Origin of the sequence: Caniella muris, from assembly GCF_943193035.1 — a bacterium.
In the GTDB taxonomy this organism is placed as follows: Bacteria; Actinomycetota; Coriobacteriia; order Coriobacteriales; family Atopobiaceae; genus Granulimonas; species Granulimonas faecalis.
Map to the genome: position 1 here is coordinate 355877 of NZ_CALPCK010000002.1, position 16835 is coordinate 372711.

The 16835-nt window shown below is 71.5% G+C and carries 21 protein-coding genes; 19 read left to right on the forward strand and 2 right to left on the reverse strand.

Going from position 1 to position 16835, the window contains the following annotated elements:
* Positions 1 to 85: 85 nt before the first annotated feature.
* From infA to NFR49_RS08730, 15 genes are all read left to right on the forward strand, one after another.
* Entirely contained in the window at positions 86 to 304 is a 219-nt protein-coding gene (gene infA / locus NFR49_RS08660; RefSeq protein WP_135978829.1) for a translation initiation factor IF-1, read from the forward strand.
* An 87-nt stretch (positions 305 to 391) separates the two neighbouring features.
* Positions 392 to 505, forward strand: a complete 114-nt coding sequence (gene rpmJ / locus NFR49_RS08665) for a 50S ribosomal protein L36 (RefSeq protein WP_006363204.1) — start codon at positions 392 to 394, stop codon at positions 503 to 505.
* A gap of 21 nt (positions 506 to 526) precedes the next feature.
* Positions 527 to 898 carry a 30S ribosomal protein S13 gene (gene rpsM / locus NFR49_RS08670; RefSeq protein WP_135978828.1) on the forward strand — a complete coding sequence of 124 codons (372 nt, stop codon included), beginning with the start codon at positions 527 to 529 and terminating at the stop codon, positions 896 to 898.
* Between the two features lie 9 nt (positions 899 to 907).
* A complete protein-coding gene (gene rpsK, locus NFR49_RS08675) occupies positions 908 to 1309 on the forward strand; it encodes a 30S ribosomal protein S11 (RefSeq protein ID WP_135978827.1) in 402 nt (133 codons plus the stop codon).
* Positions 1310 to 1333: 24 nt separating this feature from the next.
* Positions 1334 to 1927, forward strand: coding sequence for a 30S ribosomal protein S4 (gene rpsD / locus NFR49_RS08680; protein WP_135978826.1), 594 nt, complete (start codon positions 1334 to 1336; stop codon positions 1925 to 1927).
* A gap of 25 nt (positions 1928 to 1952) precedes the next feature.
* Complete coding sequence (locus tag NFR49_RS08685; protein WP_135978825.1) at positions 1953 to 2894, forward strand: DNA-directed RNA polymerase subunit alpha; 942 nt, start codon at positions 1953 to 1955, stop codon at positions 2892 to 2894.
* A 35-nt stretch (positions 2895 to 2929) separates the two neighbouring features.
* A complete protein-coding gene (rplQ, locus tag NFR49_RS08690) occupies positions 2930 to 3358 on the forward strand; it encodes a 50S ribosomal protein L17 (RefSeq protein ID WP_204407064.1) in 429 nt (142 codons plus the stop codon).
* Positions 3359 to 3447: 89 nt separating this feature from the next.
* Positions 3448 to 5049, forward strand: coding sequence for an ATP-binding cassette domain-containing protein (locus NFR49_RS08695; RefSeq protein ID WP_251159207.1), 1602 nt, complete (start codon positions 3448 to 3450; stop codon positions 5047 to 5049).
* The gene (locus tag NFR49_RS08700) at positions 5046 to 5828 is read left to right on the forward strand and encodes an energy-coupling factor transporter transmembrane component T family protein (protein WP_251159208.1); all 783 of its coding nucleotides are present in this window, start codon (positions 5046 to 5048) and stop codon (positions 5826 to 5828) included. Before NFR49_RS08695 ends, NFR49_RS08700 begins: the two co-directional genes overlap by 4 nt.
* A gap of 13 nt (positions 5829 to 5841) precedes the next feature.
* Positions 5842 to 6657, forward strand: a complete 816-nt coding sequence (truA, locus tag NFR49_RS08705; protein ID WP_251159209.1) for a tRNA pseudouridine(38-40) synthase TruA — start codon at positions 5842 to 5844, stop codon at positions 6655 to 6657.
* Between the two features lie 120 nt (positions 6658 to 6777).
* Positions 6778 to 7377: an HD family phosphohydrolase gene (locus NFR49_RS08710; RefSeq protein WP_251159210.1), complete on the forward strand. Its 600-nt coding sequence runs from the start codon at positions 6778 to 6780 to the stop codon at positions 7375 to 7377.
* A gap of 47 nt (positions 7378 to 7424) precedes the next feature.
* Positions 7425 to 8510: a putative manganese transporter gene (locus NFR49_RS08715; protein ID WP_251159211.1), complete on the forward strand. Its 1086-nt coding sequence runs from the start codon at positions 7425 to 7427 to the stop codon at positions 8508 to 8510.
* A gap of 43 nt (positions 8511 to 8553) precedes the next feature.
* Complete coding sequence (locus NFR49_RS08720) at positions 8554 to 9276, forward strand: hypothetical protein (protein WP_251159212.1); 723 nt, start codon at positions 8554 to 8556, stop codon at positions 9274 to 9276.
* Positions 9277 to 9400: 124 nt separating this feature from the next.
* Positions 9401 to 10471 carry a glycosyltransferase family 2 protein gene (locus NFR49_RS08725; protein WP_251159213.1) on the forward strand — a complete coding sequence of 357 codons (1071 nt, stop codon included), beginning with the start codon at positions 9401 to 9403 and terminating at the stop codon, positions 10469 to 10471.
* Between the two features lie 109 nt (positions 10472 to 10580).
* A complete protein-coding gene (locus NFR49_RS08730; RefSeq protein ID WP_251159214.1) occupies positions 10581 to 11012 on the forward strand; it encodes an FKBP-type peptidyl-prolyl cis-trans isomerase in 432 nt (143 codons plus the stop codon).
* Positions 11013 to 11134: 122 nt separating this feature from the next.
* Here NFR49_RS08730 and NFR49_RS08735 read toward each other — a convergent pair whose 3' ends face one another.
* Entirely contained in the window at positions 11135 to 11713 is a 579-nt protein-coding gene (locus tag NFR49_RS08735) for a xanthine phosphoribosyltransferase (RefSeq protein WP_251159215.1), read from the reverse strand.
* A 185-nt stretch (positions 11714 to 11898) separates the two neighbouring features.
* Here NFR49_RS08735 and NFR49_RS08740 point away from each other — a divergent pair, with 185 nt between their 5' ends.
* From NFR49_RS08740 to NFR49_RS08755, 4 genes are all read left to right on the forward strand, one after another.
* Positions 11899 to 13494: an FAD-binding oxidoreductase gene (locus NFR49_RS08740; RefSeq protein ID WP_251159216.1), complete on the forward strand. Its 1596-nt coding sequence runs from the start codon at positions 11899 to 11901 to the stop codon at positions 13492 to 13494.
* Entirely contained in the window at positions 13494 to 14285 is a 792-nt protein-coding gene (locus tag NFR49_RS08745) for an electron transfer flavoprotein subunit beta/FixA family protein (RefSeq protein WP_251159217.1), read from the forward strand. Before NFR49_RS08740 ends, NFR49_RS08745 begins: the two co-directional genes overlap by 1 nt.
* On the forward strand, positions 14282 to 15478 hold the full coding sequence (locus NFR49_RS08750; RefSeq protein ID WP_251159218.1) for an electron transfer flavoprotein subunit alpha: 1197 nt from the start codon (positions 14282 to 14284) through the stop codon (positions 15476 to 15478). The genes NFR49_RS08745 and NFR49_RS08750 overlap by 4 nt, the downstream gene beginning before the upstream one ends.
* A gap of 72 nt (positions 15479 to 15550) precedes the next feature.
* Positions 15551 to 15742 (forward strand): hypothetical protein, encoded by a 192-nt coding sequence (locus tag NFR49_RS08755; RefSeq protein ID WP_204829641.1) that lies wholly within the window; start codon positions 15551 to 15553, stop codon positions 15740 to 15742.
* 30 nt (positions 15743 to 15772) lie between these two features.
* Here the strand turns inward: NFR49_RS08755 and NFR49_RS08760 are convergent, their stop codons facing one another.
* The gene (locus tag NFR49_RS08760; RefSeq protein WP_251159219.1) at positions 15773 to 16654 is read right to left on the reverse strand and encodes a damage-control phosphatase ARMT1 family protein; all 882 of its coding nucleotides are present in this window, start codon (positions 16652 to 16654) and stop codon (positions 15773 to 15775) included.
* Between the last annotated feature and the right edge of the window lie 181 nt (positions 16655 to 16835).

Consider the following 16835-nt stretch of genomic DNA (forward strand, 5'->3'; position numbering starts at 1 on the left):
GTCCTGCTCCGTCGTGCTCGTGGACGGGTGGGGGACCATCGGATACACTGGAAAATCGCCGTAACGTGTGGAGAAAGGTTGCCACGTGAGTAAACAGGACGCGATCGAGCTCGAGGGCAAGGTCATCGAGCCCCTGCCCAATGCCATGTTCAACGTCGAGCTTGAGAACGGTCACACCATCCTGTGCACGATCTCCGGCAAGATCCGGATGAACTACATCCGCATCCTCCCGGGCGACCGTGTGGTCGTAGAGATCTCCCCCTACGACCTCACCCGCGGGCGCATCACCTACCGCTACAAATAGGAGGGCGACGCCCTCGCATTCCAACCGCAGAAACTTACGCCAGCGGCTGGGCGAAGATATAGCAAGCGCAACTTGAAAGGATGACAGATGAAGGTACGTCCTTCCGTCAAGAAGATGTGCGACAAGTGCAAGATCATCAGGCGCCACGGCAAGGTCCTCGTCATCTGCGAGAACCCCCGTCACAAGCAGCGCCAGGGTTAAAGAATCGAGAGGAGCTTCAAGTTGGCCCGTATCAACGGCGTCGACCTCCCGCGCGAGAAGCGCGTGGAGATCGGTCTTACCTATATCTACGGCATCGGCCGCACCACCGCTGAGAAGATCTGCGCCGCCACCGGCGTGAATCCCGACACCCGCGTCCGCGACCTCACCGAGGACGAGGTCTCCAAGATGCGCGACTACATCGACCAGAACCTCACGGTCGAGGGCGACCTCCGTCGCGAGACCCGCACCAACATCGCCCGCCTGATGGAGATCGGCTGCTACCGCGGCCTCCGTCACCGCAAGGGCCTGCCCGTCCGCGGCCAGCGCACCCACACCAACGCTCGCACCCGCAAGGGCAAGAAGCGTCAGATCGGTGCCAAGAAGAGGGGCTAAGGGAGAGACATGGCTCAGAAGAAGAACGTGAAGCAGACGCGCATCCGTCGTGCCGAGCGCAAGAACATCGCTGTGGGCCAGGCCCACATCAAGAGCACCTTCAACAACACGATCATCAGCATCACCGACCCCCAGGGCAACGTGATCGCCTGGCAGTCCGCCGGCACCGTGGGCTTCAAGGGCTCCCGCAAGTCGACCCCCTTCGCCGCCCAGATGGCCGCCGAGGCCTGCGCCAAGACGGCCATGGAGCACGGCATGCACAAGGTCGCCGTGTTCACCAAGGGCCCCGGCTCCGGCCGCGAGACCGCCATCCGCTCCCTCCAGGCCGCCGGCCTCGAGGTCTCGAGCATCCAGGACAAGACCCCCATCCCGCACAACGGTTGCCGTCCGTGCAAGCGTCGTCGCATGTAATCAGGATCAGGAAGGAATACAAGCATGGCAGTTGATAGGACTCCTGTCCTGAAGCGGTGCAGGGCTCTCGACATCGACCCCATTGTCATGGGCATCAACAAGAAGTCCAACCGTCAGCCCAAGCGCCAGCGTCGCCAGGAGAGCGAGTACGGCCGTCAGCTCCGCGAGAAGCAGAAGGCCAAGTTCATCTACGGCGTCCTCGAGAAGCAGTTCCACGGCTACTACGAGCAGGCCCTCAAGGTCGAGGGCATCACGGGCGACAACCTGATGTCGATCCTGGAGACCCGCCTCGACAACGTCGTCTTCCGCCTCGGCTTCGCCCGCACCCGCAAGGAGGCCCGCCAGACCGTCCGCCACGGCCACATCCAGGTGAACGGCCACCGCGTGGACATCCCCTCCTACCGCGTGAAGGGCGGCGACGTCGTGTCCGTCGCCCCCAAGTACTCCGACCTCCTTCCCATCAAGGAGGCCATCATCGCCTCCGAGCACATGGCTGTCCCGTCGTGGCTCGAGGTCGACATCGAGAAGCTCTCGGGCAAGGTGCTCCAGGTGCCCTCCCGCGACCAGATCGACCTCGACATCAACGCCCAGCTCATCGTCGAGCTCTACTCCAAGTAGCCCGTCACCCCGGTTGGAGGTATACATGTCCGAGTTCATCCGACCGCAGGTGTCGGTGGAAGAGGTCAAGGGCGACGTCGCCCGCGTGACCGTGGAGCCGCTCGAGCGCGGCTTCGGCGACACGCTGGGCAACTCCATTCGCCGCGTGCTCCTCTCCTCCCTGGAGGGGGCGGCCGTCCAGGCCATCCGCATCGACGGCGTGCAGCACGAGTTCACCACCGTCGAGGGCGTCTACGAGGACGTCACTGACATCGTGCTCAACGTGAAGCGCCTCGTCTTCCAGCGCACCGGCTCCGTCGACACCGCCGAGTGCGAGGTCAACATCGACGGTCCCGCCACCGTCTCCGGCGCCGACTTCTCCGTCCCCGCCGGCTTCGAGCTGGTCAACCCCGAGCTGGTCATCTGCCACCTCGCCGAGGGTGCGCACCTCAAGATGACCATGTACGTGGGCTGCGGCCGCGGCTACGTGTCCGGCGAGAGCAACGAGGGCGACAACGACGCCATCGGCGTCATCCACGTCGACTCCCTCTACTCGCCGGTGCGCCGCTGCGCCAAGACCGTCGAGCCCTGCCGCGTGGGGCAGCACACCGACTTCGACCGCCTCGTCCTCGAGATCGAGACCAACGGCGCCATGACTCCCCGCGAGGCCGTGGTCGACGCCGCCAACATCATCAACCAGCACATGAGCGCCTTCATGTCGCTGGACGAGGAGGGCGAGGACGAGGAGGAGGTCTCCATCTTCGCCACCGGTGAGGAGGACGACAACAGCGAGCTTGACAAGGCCATCGAGGGGCTCGACCTTTCGGTCCGCTCCTACAACTGCCTCAAGCGCGCCGGCATCCACTCCGTGCGCCAGCTCGTGGACTTCTCCGAGAACGACCTGCTCAACATTCGCAACTTCGGCGTGAAGTCCATCGAGGAGGTCAAGGACAAGCTCGAGTCCATGGGCCTCGGCCTCAAGGCCTGACGTCGACGACACTGAACTTTTAGGAGTAACGCAACATGAGGCACCAGAAGAAGCGCGGTATGAAGCTCGGCACCGATGCCAGCCATACCAAGGCCATGAAGAAGAGCCTGGTCGCGGCGCTGCTTGCCAACGACCGCATCAAGACCACGCTCCCCCGCGCGAAGGCCATCCGCGGCAACGTGGACCGCGTCATCACGTGGGCCAAGAAGGGCGACCTGCACTCCCGCCGTCTCGCCATCGCCGCCGTGGGCGACAAGGAGATCGTGCGCGAGGTCTTCGAGAAGGCCGAGCAGGGCATGTGGGCCGACCGCAACGGCGGCTACACCCGCATCATGAAGCTCGGCCCCCGCAAGGGCGACAACGCCGAGATCGCCATCATCGAGCTCGTCAACGAGCCGGTGAAGAAGGCCGCCGCCCCCACCAAGGTGGAGCCGGTCGCCGAGAAGGCCGAGGACGCCGAGTAGGCGCCCCTGCGGCAGCGACAGACCAACGGGGCCTCGAAGGTTACTTCGGGGCCCCGTTTTTTGACCGCCCGACGGAGAGGGGAGGGAGCATGCTCGAGACACGGGCCGTCTGGCTCGCCTACGGCGAGGACGCGGCCTGGGCGGTGGAGGACGCCACCCTGGCCGCGCGGCCGGGCGAGGACCTCTGCCTCGTGGGGCGCAACGGCTCCGGCAAGAGCACGCTCCTCTCGGCGCTGAACGGCGGCCTCGCCCCGAGGCGCGGGGAGGTCGTGGTCGACGGTGCGACCGTCGGGGCAGGCCGGTCGTCGCGCCTCGGGGCCGCCCGGGCCGTGGGCCTCGTCTCCCAGGACCCGGAGTCGCGCATCCTCGGCTCCACGGTGGGCGAGGACGCGGCCTTCGGCCCCCGGAACCTCGGGCTCGCCCCGGAGGAGGTCGCGCGCCGCGTCGCGTGGGCCCTCGGCTCCGTCGGGCTCGCGGACCGCGCGGCGCAGCCGTGCTCGGAGCTCTCCGGTGGCCAGGCCCAGCGGCTCGCCCTCGCGTCGGCGCTTGCCATGGAGCCCCCGTACCTCGCCCTCGACGAGGTGGGCGGCGAGCTCGACGAGGGGGCGCGGGCCGGCGTGCGGGCGCTCCTCGGGGAGGGGCCCCTGGCGTCCTGCGGCCGCGTGCGGGCCACCCACGACGTGCTCGACGTGGCGTCGGCGACGTCGGTGGCCGTCATGGCCCGCGGCCGCGTCGCCTGGCAGGGGAGCCCCCGGGACTTCTTCTGCGACCTCGACCTCGTGGCCGAGGCCGGCATGGGGGAGTCCGTCCCCGCGGCGTGGGCGCGCGACCTCGTGCTCTCCGACCTGCCGCTCTCGCTCCTGGCGGACCCCGCCGCCCTCGCGCGTGCCCTCGGCCCGGCAGCGGCGGGCGGCATCGGCCGGCGCCCGGCCTCAGGCCCCGCCACGGCGTCCGGTGCCGCGGGCGGGCTCGTGCTCGAGGGCGTCTCCGTGTCGGCCCCCTCGGGCCCCGTGCTCGCCGGCCTCTCCCTCGCCGTGCCCCGGGGCGCCGTGACGCTCGTGGCCGGCGTCTCCGGCAGCGGCAAGACCACGGCCGCCCGCGTGGCGGCGGGCCTCCTCGGGCCCGACTCCGGCTCGGCCACCCTCGACGGCGCCCCCGTGCGGGCCGGCGCCGTGGGCATCGCCTTCCAGCGCCCCGAGGACCAGACCCTCGCCGACTCCGTGCTCGCGGACGTCATGATGGGGCCGTCCCTGCCCCCGTGCGACCCGGCCGGGGCCCGCGGGAGGGCCGCCGCGGCCCTGGCCGCCGTGGGGCTCGACGAGTCCCTCTGGGACCGCCCCACCTGGTGCCTCTCGGGCGGCCAGCGGCGGCGCGCGGCCCTAGCCGCCGTGGTCGCCCGTCCGTCCGGCGCCTACATCCTCGACGAGCCCACGGTGGGCCTCGACGGCCCGGGCCGCGCCGCCGTGCACGCCGTGGCGCGCTCCCTCGCCGACGGGGGCGCGGCCGTGTGCGTGGTCAGCCACGACGTGGGGGAGTGGCTCCCCGTGGCCGACCGCCTCGCCCTCGTGGCCGGGGGCCGCACGGTGTGGGAGGGCCCGGCCGCCCAGGGGCCGTCCTCCGGCGCCTTCGAGGCGGCCGGCGTGAGGCTCCCCCTGGAGCTCGCGGTGGCGAGGGAGGCGGGGCTCCTGTGATCCGCACCGTCCCCGGGGCCTACCTCGGTCTGGACGGGCCGCTCCAGCGGCTCTCCGCCGGCCCTAAGATCCTCTGGCTCCTCGCCGTCACCGTGGCCGCCTTCGCCGCCCCGTCGCCCGCCGTTGTCCTCGCCCTGGTGGCCGGGGCCGCGGTGTGCGCCCGCGTCGCCGGGGTCGCCTGGCGCCGGGTCGGGGAGGCCGTGGCCCCGACGGCCGTCGTCCTCGCCCTGGCCCTGGCCGCCAACGCCCTCGTGGCCGACGGCACCGGCGACGTGGCGCTGCTCGGCACCGTGGGGGTGAGCCTCCCGGGCCTCGTGCGGGGCGTCACCGCCGTGCTGCGCATCGTGGCCCTCGTGGCCTGGGCCCTCGTCTACACGGCCACGACGCCCTCGCAGGCCACCGTGGACGCCCTCTCCCGGGCGCTCTCGCCCCTCGGGCGCCTGGGCGCCCCCGTGGACTCCTGGGCCATGGTGGCCTCGCTCGTGCTCCGGTTCGTGCCGCTCTGCGCCGAGGAGCTCGTGCGCGTGCGCGACGCCCAGCGGGCCCGCGGCGTCATGCTCGACGGCGGAGGCCCCGTGGCCCGGCTCGCCCGCTGGCGCCTCGTGCTGGCACCGCTCGTGGTGGCCCTGTTCCGCCGCGCCGACGAGAGCGCCCGCGCCATGGCCGACCGCTGTTGGGGCTACGGCCCCCGGACCCCCGTGCGCCGGCCCCTCTCGGCCGCCGACGTCGCCTGCGCGGTGGCGGCGGTGGCCCTCGTGTGCCTATGCTGTGCCCTGTAGGAAGGAGACTGCCGTGACAGACGCGACCTCGACGGGCGCCCCCGACGCGGGGACCCTCGTGCTCAAGGTGGGGTACCGGGGCGCCGGCTTCTCGGGCTTCGCAGCCCAGGACGGGCAACGCACCGTGGCGGGCGAGCTCGTGCGCGCCCTGGAGACCCTGCTCCGCAGGCCCGTGGAGATCGCCTGCGCCGGGCGCACGGACGCCGGCGTCTCGGCCGTCGCCCAGCACGTCTCGCTGCCGGTGACGCGCGGGGAGTGGGAGGGCCTCACCGCCCGGCGCCTGCTCTGGTCGCTCACGGCCCTCACGCCGCCGGACATCTCGGTCATGGGGGCCTGGCGCGCGGCGCCGGGCTTCTCGGCGCGCTTCGACGCGCTAGGGCGCCGCTACCGCTACCGCATCAAGTGCGGGCCCCAGCCGGTGCTGCTGGCGGACCACGTCTGGTGGCTCCGCGACGGGCTCGACGTGGGCGCCATGGACCGCGCGGCCCGCGCCCTCGTGGGCGAGCACGACTTCAGAAGCTTCTGCAAGAAGTCGTCGGCCGAGGGGCGGCGCACCTTCCGCTGCCTCACCGGGTGCGCGGTCTCGCGCCAGGTGGAGGCCGGCGAGGAGCTCGTGTGCGTGGACGTGGCGGCCAACGCGTTCCTCCACAACATGGTGCGCATCGTCGTGGGCACCCTCGTGGAGGTGGGCGCCGGCCGCAGGCCCGAGTCCTGGGTGGCCGACGTCCTGGCCGCATGCGACCGCGAGGCGGCGGGCCCCACGGCGCCCCCCGAGGGTTTGACCTTTGTTGAGGTACAATACCCCCCATCAGCACTTGTCACCTGGTAGGGGAGTGGCGCGGCCCGGGCCGTGGCACAGCACCTGGGTTGCGAGGACAGGCGCCGCACGTCGGCGCGACGTTCATTCGTAGGCCCGGCTGCGGGCCGCGAGCGAGAGAGAGGACCGGCCATGGCCAACCTTGAGAGCGGGCTCACCTACGAGCAGGCCCACGACCTTCTCACCACCTACAACAAGGACCCCTTCCACGTCCAGCACGGTGAGACCGTCGGCGGCCTCATGGGCCACTTCGCCGCCGAGTACGACCCGGAGAACGTGGACTTCTGGACCCAGGTGGGGCTCCTCCACGACCTCGACTGGGAGATGTTCGACCCCGACCTGCACACCGTGGAGACGGCGCGCCTGCTCGAGGAGGCCGGGGCCTCGCCGGAGCTGGCCAAGTCCATCCAGACCCACCAGTCCGACCTCAACCCGGAGCTCCCCGCGCCCGAGCTCAAGATGGAGAAGATGCTCTACGCCTGCGACGAGCTCTCGGGCCTCGTGACGGCGGCCGTGGCCATGCGCCCGTCCAAGAGCGTCATGGACTTCAACGTGAAGTCGCTCAAGAAGAAGTTCAAGACCAAGAGCTTCGCGGCGGGCTGCAACCGCGACGACATCCGCCGCGGCGCCGAGATCAACGGCTTGGAGCTCGACGAGCTGTTCGCGATGGTGATCGAGGGTATGAAGGCCATCGCGCCCGACCGCGACACCTTCGGCAAGGACGGCGAGTAGGGCGCCGGTCCGAAACCTCCGATCAGAACGGGATGTGATCTAACGGTATGGAAGAGGGTCTCTGGCACCTGCTCGGGCACTCGCTCGAGCACAGCGTCGAGGACACGTTGGTCCTCGTCCCGTTCCTCTTTGTCACCTACCTGGCCATGGAGGCCCTGGAGCACGGGGCGGCGGGGTTCTCGGAGCGCGTCATCCTCAGGGCCGGCAAGGCCGGGCCCGTGGTGGGCGCGCTCCTGGGGGCCCTGCCGCAGTGCGGCTTCTCGGCCATGGGCGCCACGCTCTACAGCGCCCGCGTGGTGACCGTGGGCACGCTCGTGGCGGTGATCCTGTCCACGTCCGACGAGATGCTGCCGGTCTTCGTGGCCAACGGGGCGCCCGTGTCGCAGATCGCCGCCATCCTCGCCTTCAAGGTGGCCGTGGGCATGGTGGCCGGCCTCCTCGTGGACCTCGCCGTGCGCGTGCTGCGCATACCCACCTCCAACGCCCTGCGCATCCACGAGCTGTGCGAGCGCGACCACTGCGGCTGCGGCGACGTCGAGGGCCTCGCCGAGCGCGTCTACGAGGACGACGGCGACCTCGCCGAGGCCGAGGCCCACGGCGGGTGCTGCCCGTCCTGCGGCCACGAGCTCCCGGCCGAGGCCCGCGGCCACGGGTGCTGCCACGACGGGGACGGTCACGGGGCCTGCGGCCACGGCCACGGCGCCGAGGGGCACCCCCATTCCCACTCCCACGGCCACGGCTCCATCTGGCGGAGCGCCCTCGTCCACACGGTGCAGGTGACCGCGTTCATCTTCGTCATCACCCTCGTGCTCGAGGTGGTCATCGAGGCCGTGGGCACCGACGTCTTCGCCGCCTTCATGCTCGCCCACCCCGGCCAGGCCGTCTTCTACGCCGGCCTCGTGGGCCTCATCCCCAACTGCGCCGCCTCCGTCCTCATCAGCGAGCTCTTCCTCGAGGGGGCCCTGGGCTCCGGCGCCATGATCAGCGGCCTGCTCGTGGGTGCCGGCGTGGGCCTGCTCGTGCTCTTCAGGGCCAACCGCCCGCTCCGGTCGAACCTGGCCATCGTGGCCGTGCTCTACGTCGTGGCCGTGGTCTGCGGCCTCTGCGTCAACGCCAGCGGGTTCGTGTTCTGACCCAAGGCCCCGGGTCCCGGGGCGCGTATCCGAGGAGGCAGCCGTGTACGAGCGACCCGACGTCCCCAAGCCCGGCAGGCACCGCACCGCCGTCGCGGTGGCGGTGCTCGTCGCCATCGGCTGCGCCCTCCTCGCAGGCCTGCCGGCCCTCTGGCACCTCGCCAACGAGACCAACGCCTCCACGCTGGGCGACGGGGTCCTGCAGGAGGCCGTGGCGTCCCGGGACAACGCCCTCGCGGTCCCCGAGGGCTCCGAGCCCACCGGCGCCGACGTCGAGACGTTCCTCGTCCTCACGGTGGACGACGTCCGCGCCGACGCCCCGGCCCTCCAGGGGGCCGAGCTCCTCTGCGTCGACCACACGGCCAAGGACAGCCACCGGGTCACGCTCCCCACCGACCTCGCCGTGACGGCGGGCGGCGCGGCCACCACCCTCGCCGACCTCTTCGCCGCCCGGGGCGAGGGCGCCTGCGTGGCCCCGGTCTCGGCGGCCACGGGCCTCGCGGTCTCCCACGTGGTGGAGCTCGACGGCGAGGGCTGGTCGCTCTTCGAGCGCGCGGTGGCCGGCGGCATCCAGGGGGCGGCCCAGGCCGGGCCGGAGCTCCTCTCCTCCCTCAGGACCGACATGGACACCGGGCAGCTCATGGACCTGCCGGACTCCCTCGCGGGGACCGGCGTCTCGGCCGCCGAGCCCGAGCCCTGCCCCATGGCGGGCGACGGGGTGGACCGCGCGGCCCTCGGCGTCCTCGTGGGCACGCTCCGCGGATGACTCTGTGGGTGTTTGCTGAAGGCTCGGTGACGGGTGTGTGGTGGCGCGTCTCGTTTTAAATCTTATATTGTGACGCTGCTACATTTACCTCTGACCACACGACCCGTCAGGGGGTTCCAGCCCTATGTCTCCCAAGCCGCCCGCCGTCACGCTCATCATGCCTGCGTACAACATCGAGGCCTACGTGGCCCGGGCCGTGGAGTCGGTGCAGAACCAGACCCTGCGGGACTGGGAGCTCATCGTCGTGGACGACGGCTCCACCGACCGCACCGGCCAGATCCTCGACCGCCTGGCCTCCCGGGACTGGCGCATCGAGGTCATCCACACCGAGAACCACGGTGCCGCGGCGGCGCGCAACACCGCCCTCGACCGCGCCCGGGGCCGCTACATCCACTTTCTCGACGGCGACGACTGGGTCGAGTCGGCCATGTTGGAGCGCGAGGTTGCCTTCGCCGAGGCCAACGACCTCGAGCTCGTGGTGGCCGGCTTCTACATCGAGACCTTCTACGGCAACGGCGGCGAGCACCTCACCGAGGCCAAGCGCGTGGACGGGCAGGTCTTCGCCACCCGGTCCGAGTTCCGCTCCCAGGCCTTCCGCCTCTTCGACCAGAACCTCCTGTACGTGCCCTGGAACAAGCTGTTCCTGAGGAGCCGCATCGAGGAGATGGGCCTGCGCTTCAGGCCCACGTTCTGGGACGACTTCCCCTTCGTGCTCGACTACATCCGCGACGTCGGGCGCGTGGGCGTCATGGGCGAGTGCTTCTACCACTTCGGCCGCAGCCGTGCGGAGAGCGAGACCGCCCGCTGGCGCCCCGGCATGTACGAGAAGCGCGAGGAGGAGCACGGCTGGATGCTCGACCTCTACGACCACTGGGGCCTCTCGGCCGACCCGTCGTCGGTGGAGATGGTGCAGCGCCGCTACATCGAGCGCCTCGTGGGCTGCATCGAGAACGTCTGCAACGACGCCTGCACGCTCCCGCGTGAGGAGAAGCGCGCCCAGATCGAGGCCATGATCTCCACGCCGCGCGCCCAGATGGCCGTGGAGCTCGCCCAGCCCCGGAGCGCCATGATGCGGGCCATGCTCGTGCCCATCCGCCGCAAGGACGCCTCCATGGCCATGCTCGAGGGCCGGGTCATCTCCCTCGTCAAGGGCGCCGACCCTCGGCTCTTCGCCTCGCTCAAGGCCCGCCGCTAGGGGCCGGCCGGCCCGGTATCCGTGGAGTGTGGGCGCCTGACGCTTGGGGGAGCCGCGGGCGGGTAGGCACCAGCTGGTACGAGAGGAACCTTCCCAGAAGGGGGACACCATGGCAGACAACACCGGCAAGAAGGTCAAGGTCCACTACCGCGGCACCCTTGACGACGGCACGCAGTTCGACAGCTCCTACGACCGCGGCGAGCCCCTGGAGTTCACCGTCGGCGCCGGGCAGATGATCCCGGGCTTCGACAAGGCCGTCGTGGACATGGAGGTGGGTGAGAAGAGGACCGCCCACCTGGAGCCCGCCGACGCCTACGGCGAGCCCCGCGAGGAGCTCGTGGTGAGCTTCCCGGTGGACCAGGTGCCCAACCTGGACCAGCTCTCCGAGGGCGACCGCATCTTCCTCCAGGGCCCCATGGGCCAGCCCATCCCGGCCGTCGTGACCTCCATCACCGAGGAGGCCGTGACCGTGGACGCCAACCACGACCTGGCCGGCAAGCCCCTGAACTTCGACATCGAGCTCGTCGAGGTGGGGGAGTAGCGGCTTCGGCCCCAAGGCCCTTTTCTGGCGGGACGCGCCACTGTGGCGCGGCAGGGGCGGCTTCGGCCCATGGAAAAGGCCCCGACGTCCGAAGACGCCGGGGCCGTCCCGCCCGTCTCGCCCTAGGCGAACTCGATGGCGCCGGTCTCCGGGTCCATGGAGCTCACGACGGCCAGCGACTTCAGGTTGTAGCCGCGCTCGCGGAGGCTCTTGCCGCCGGGCTGGAAGCCCTTCTCGATGGCGATGCCGATGCCCTCCACCACAGCGCCGGCGTCCTCGCAGATCTCGAGCAGGCCGTTCAGGGCGCAGCCCATGGCCAGGAAGTCGTCGATGATGAGCATGTGCTCGCCCTCCTGGATGAAGCGCTTGGCGACGATGACGTCGTACTCGCGCTTCTTGGTGTAGCTCACGATGTGGCTGCGGTACTGGCTGCCGTCGAGGTTGAGCGACTCGGTCTTGCGGGCAAAGACCACCGGCACGTTGCCGAAGTGGCGCGCCGCCACGCAGGCGAGGCCGATGCCCGAGGACTCGATGGTCAGGATCTTGTCCACGGGGCGCCCGGCGAAGAGCCGCGCCCATTCGGCCCCGAGCTCGTCGTAGAGGGCGGTGTCGCACTGGTGGTTGAGGAAGTTGTCGACCTTGAGGATGTTGCCCTCGCGGACGATCCCGTCACGGCGGATGCGCTCTTCCAGAGCCTGCATGAAGACCCCTCTCTCGGTTTCTCTCCCTTGGGATCACCCCATTATGGGGTACTCGGCGCGATTCGTCTCGCGGGGACGCGTCCCGTGGGAAGCGCCGTTGTTCCCGCCGCGTAACGCCGGGGCAACGTGGGCGACGTACGCTCTATCCCCACGGACGGTTCCGCCGAGCGAGAAAGGCCGTGCCCATGGCGCTGATCAGACCCGTCGACGAGACCCTCGCCGGCTTCCTGCGCGACGAGTCGCGCACGCAGGGCCGTGCCGAGACGATCTCGCAGCCGGCCGACGAGGCCGAGGTCCGGCAGGTGTTCCGGGAGCTCGCGTCGGCCCCCGGTGCTCCGGTGCCGGTGACGGTGCAGGGGGCCCGCACGGGCCTCGCCGCCGGCTGTGTGCCGGACGGCGGCCACGTGATGTCGCTTCAGCGCATGAACCGGGTGCTCGGTGTCTCCGGCGACGCTGAGGGCGGCTTCTCCGTGCGCGTGCAGCCGGGCGTAGTGCTCCAGGACCTCAGGAACGCCTTGGCCAAGCGGGCGTTCGACACCGCGGGCTGGGACGACGCGTCCCTGGCCGCCCTCAGGCGCCTCCGCGGGGCCGATCCCGTCTTCTTCCCCTGCGACCCCACCGAGACCTCGGCGACCGTCGGCGGCATGGTGGCCTGCAACGCGTCGGGCGCCCGGAGCTACCGCTACGGGGCCATGCGCCGCCACGTGCGGGGCCTCCGCGTCGTACTGCCCTCCGGCGAGACCCTCGCCCTCTCCCGCGGCGCGGCCGTGGCGGATGGGCGCCGCCTGACCCTGGCGACCGAGCAGGGCACCGTGATCGAGGTGCCGCTGCCCACCTACGCCATGCCCGACGTCAAGAACGCCAGCGGCTACTTCGCCGCGGACGGCATGGACGCCGTGGACCTCTTCGTGGGGTCCGACGGCACCCTCGGCGTCGTCACCGAGGTGGAGCTGGCCCTCGCGCCCACGCCGCCCGTCGTGTGGGGCGTCAACTGCTTCTTCGACGGCGAGGACCGCGCCGTGGGCTTCGTGGAGGCCGTGCGCGGCGCCGTGCCGGGCCTCGGGGCCGTGGAGTACTTCGACCCGGCGGCCCTCGACATCCTCCGCTCCCAGCGCCACTGCGACCCGGCGTTCTCCTCGCTGCCCGAGGTGCCGCCCGCCTACGCCTGCTGCGTCTTCGTGGAGCTCCAGGAGCCGGGCCGCCCCGAGGCCCTCGAGGCGCTCGCCGCGGTGGGCCGCGCCATGGGGGAGGCCGGCGCGGACCCGGCGGCCACGTGGGTGGGCACGACGGATGTGGACCGCGAGCGCCAGCGGTTCTTCCGCCACGCCGTGCCCGAGTCGGTGAACATGCTCATCGACGAGCGGCGCCGCACCGACCCCGCCATCACCAAGCTCGGCAGCGACATGGCCGTGCCCGACGGCCGCCTCCGCGACGTCGTGGCCCTCTACCGCCGCACGCTCGCCGAGGAGGGCCTCGAGAGCGCCACGTGGGGCCATATCGGCGACAACCACCTCCACGTGAACGTGCTCCCCCGGAACGCCGGGGAGCACGCGCGCGGCAAGGCGCTGTTCCGCCGCTGGGCCGAGGAGGTCTCGGCCATGGGGGGCACCGTGTCGGCCGAGCACGGCGTGGGCAAGATCAAGCGGGACTTCCTCGTGCCCATGTACGGGCTCGAGGGGGTGGCTGAGATGGCCGCCGTCAAGCGGGTGCTGGACCCGGGAGGCGTCCTCGGCCGCGGCAACCTCTTCGACGCGTCGCTTCTGGAAGGGGGTGAGGCGTAGTGGACGTCTGCGTGCTCATGAAGGCGGTCCCCGCCTCCACCGAGGTCTCCATGGACCCCGTGATCCACACCATCGTGCGCGACGGCGGCGACGCCGTCTGGAACCCCTTCGACACCGCGGCCCTGGAGCTGGCCCTCCGCCTCAAGGACGGCTGTGGCGCCACGGTGACGGTGCTCTCCATGGGCATCCCGGCCACCGCCGCCCTGCTGCGCGACGCCGTGGCCCGCGGCGCCGACCGCTGCCTGCTCCTGTCCGACCGCGCCTTCGCCGGCAGCGACACCCTCGCCACGTCCTACGCCCTCACGCTCGGGCTCCGGGCGCTCGGCGGCTTCGACCTCGTGCTCTGCGGCAAGATGGCCGTGGACGGCGACACCGCGCAGATAGGGCCGGAGGTGGCCGAGGCCCTGGGCGTGCCCTGCGTCTCGGCCGTGGGGTCGCTCTCCGTGGGCGACGGCCGCGCCACCTGCACGGCGGTCTCCGACGGCGTGCGACGCACCGTGCGGGTGCCGCTGCCCTGCGTGCTCACGGTCGAGAAGGCCGCGGCCGACCTCCGGATGCCCTCCGTCGAGGGCGTGCTCGCGGCCGAGGGCCGGCCCGTGCCCGTGATGGGTGCGGCCGAGGCGGGGGCCGACCCGGCCCGCTGCGGCCTCGACGGCTCGCCCACCCAGGTGGCCTCCTGCACCGTGCCCGAGACCTCGTCGTCCTGCGTGGTCGTGGAGGGCGCCCCGGCCGAGGCCGCGGCGCGCCTGTGCGACCTCCTCGCCCCCGTCCTGGAAGGAGCGGCCTCATGAGCGGCCTCGTCGTGGATGCCGACCTCTGCGTGGGATGCGGGCGCTGCGTGCGCGTGTGCGCCAACGACGGCATCGAGGTGGTCGACCGCCTCGCCCGGGTGCTCCCGGGGTGCGTCTCGTGCGGCATGTGCGTGGACGCCTGCCCCGTGGGCGCCCTCGAGATGGTGCGCGAGGGCACCGGCGCGGACCTCTCGCAGTGGTCGGGCGTGCTCGTGGTGGCCCAGACCGACGGCGACGGCGCACCGCTTCCCGTGGCGAGCGAGCTCGTGGGCGTGGGCCGCGGCCTGGCCGACGCCCGAGGCTGCGCGCTCAGGGTCCTCGTGCTGGCGCCGGGCACCCACGGCTGCGCCTGCACCGGCGGGTTCTCCGGGCTCGGGGCCGACGGCGCGGACGAGGTGCTCGTGTCCCGCAGCCCGCGCTTCGGCGCCCGCGACTGCGCCGCCATGGCCGCCACGGTGGCCGCCGCCGTGGGGGCCACCAAGCCCGAGGCCGTGCTCTTCGGCGCCACGGACCTCGGCCGCGAGCTCGCCCCGCGCGTGGCTCAGCGCCTGGGCTGCGGCCTGACGGCCGACTGCACGGGACTGTCCGTGGATGGCGAGACGGGCCTCCTGCTCCAGACGCGCCCGGCCTTCGGCGGCAACCTCATGGCCACCATCGTCTCGCCCGAGGCGCGGCCCCAGATGGCCACGGTGCGCCCGGGCGTCTTCGCGGCCCCGGAGCGCGACGCCTCGCGGGTGTGCACCGTCTACGAGATGGCGCCGGCGCCGTGCGACGTGGCGGCCCCGGAGGTGCTCGCCGAGGAGCCCGCCGACGACGGCACCTCCATCGCGGCGTGCGACGTGCTCGTGGTGGTGGGGCGCGGCATCCGCGACAAGAAGTCGCTCGCCGTGGCCCGCCGCCTGGCCGACGCCCTCGGCGCCGGCCTCGGCTGCACGCGCCCCGTGGTGGAGGCCGGGTGGCTCGACCACGGCTGCCAGGTGGGCCAGACCGGCGTCTCCGTGGCGCCCCGGCTGCTCGTGAGCCTCGGTGTGTCCGGCGCCGTGCAGCACCTCGCCGGCATCTCCGGCGCCGGCTGCGTGGTGGCCGTGAACGAGGACCCGGAGGCGCCGATCCTCTCGGCGGCGGACTACGCCGTGGTGGGGGACTGCCGAGAGGTGGCCCGGGCTTGGGCGGAGGCGTTGGAAAACCGGTAACCGGTTGGCGCTCCCAAATCAGAACAGATGTTCTATCATGGGTCCCCCAGTGACGAGAGAGGGGAGCATTCCATGGTGGAGCGGATCGAGGGTGCCGGCAAGGTCGCGACCGTCGTCGAGGTGGACAAGGACGTCTGGCGCGCGCAGCTGGTGGGCGCCAAGGCGAGCGTGGACTTCGCCACCGCTGCCAAGGCCCGCCTCTGGGCGAGCCTGGCGTGCGGGCTGTTCTCGTCGCCTAGGGAGGCCGCGGCGGCGACGGCGTGAGGGGTGCCGGTGCCCGTGGCGGCGGCCGGCCTACACCCGGTTCTCCAGGCAGAGCAGGCCGCCCATGGGGACGCCCAGAACGTCGGCGATGTGCTGGCACTTGGCCATGAACAGGAAGTAGAGCCGGTCGTGGAGGCGGCCGTAGAGGGTCTCGAAGTTGCCCTGCCCCTTGGAGACCACGAGGTCCGCCGTCTCCACCAGGTGCCTGAACTCCGGCGAGAGCGAGCCGTCGAGCAGGGTGCCCGCGCCGTAGTCGGCATCGCCGTTGGTCATGAGGTCGGCCACCTCGTCCATGCCGGCCGCCAGGGCCTCGTCCATGGTGAGGTCGTTGAGGATGACGTTGTTGCGCACCACGTAGACCATGCGAGCCGACGGGTTCAGGCGGTGCAGGGTCTCGATGAGGATGCGGTCGAGGGCCGACTCCCCGCAGTTGTCGGCGAGAAAGACGATGGTGCGGGCCGTGGCGGCCCGCTCGATGAGCGAGGGGGAGTCGTCGCGGGCGAAGGCGAGGGACGGCACGGAATCCAGGAGCTCGGCCACGCGGTCCTCGGTGAAGCCCATCGGCGTGCCCACATCGATGAGGTTGCCGGCCACGGCAAAGCGGACCGCGAGGGGCGCGGGGTCGTCGGAGGCCTCCACGACGGAGCGGATGCGCGGGGCAAGCGATGTGGTGAGCCGCTCGAAGGTGGCTTTGACCTCGGCGTAGGGGTCGGGCCCCACGGCGTCGATGAGGTCTGCCCACACCTCGCTCATGGCGTAGGGCGCGCGGGAGATGTCGTCGTCTGACGGGAAGTGCGCGATGAGCGTGAGGGCGCGGTTGCGGAGCCGGCCGCAGCCCTCCTCGTCCACGCCGGCCACCCTGGCGATCCTGGCGGCGTTGTCCGCCACGCACCCTCGGCACTGCTCGAACATGGAACCTCCCTCTGACGGCGTCTGACGCCGTCGATTCTATCCCTTGGCCGGGTTTGCGAGGGGGGGGCGGCCGGCGTCCTGTGCGTTTTCAGGCGAATTTGAACAAAGGCGGTGCCCATGGGGTAGGCTGGTTCGAAATCTCGTGCCCTTCCCGGGTGCCGCGGGGCGCCCGTCCCTTGAA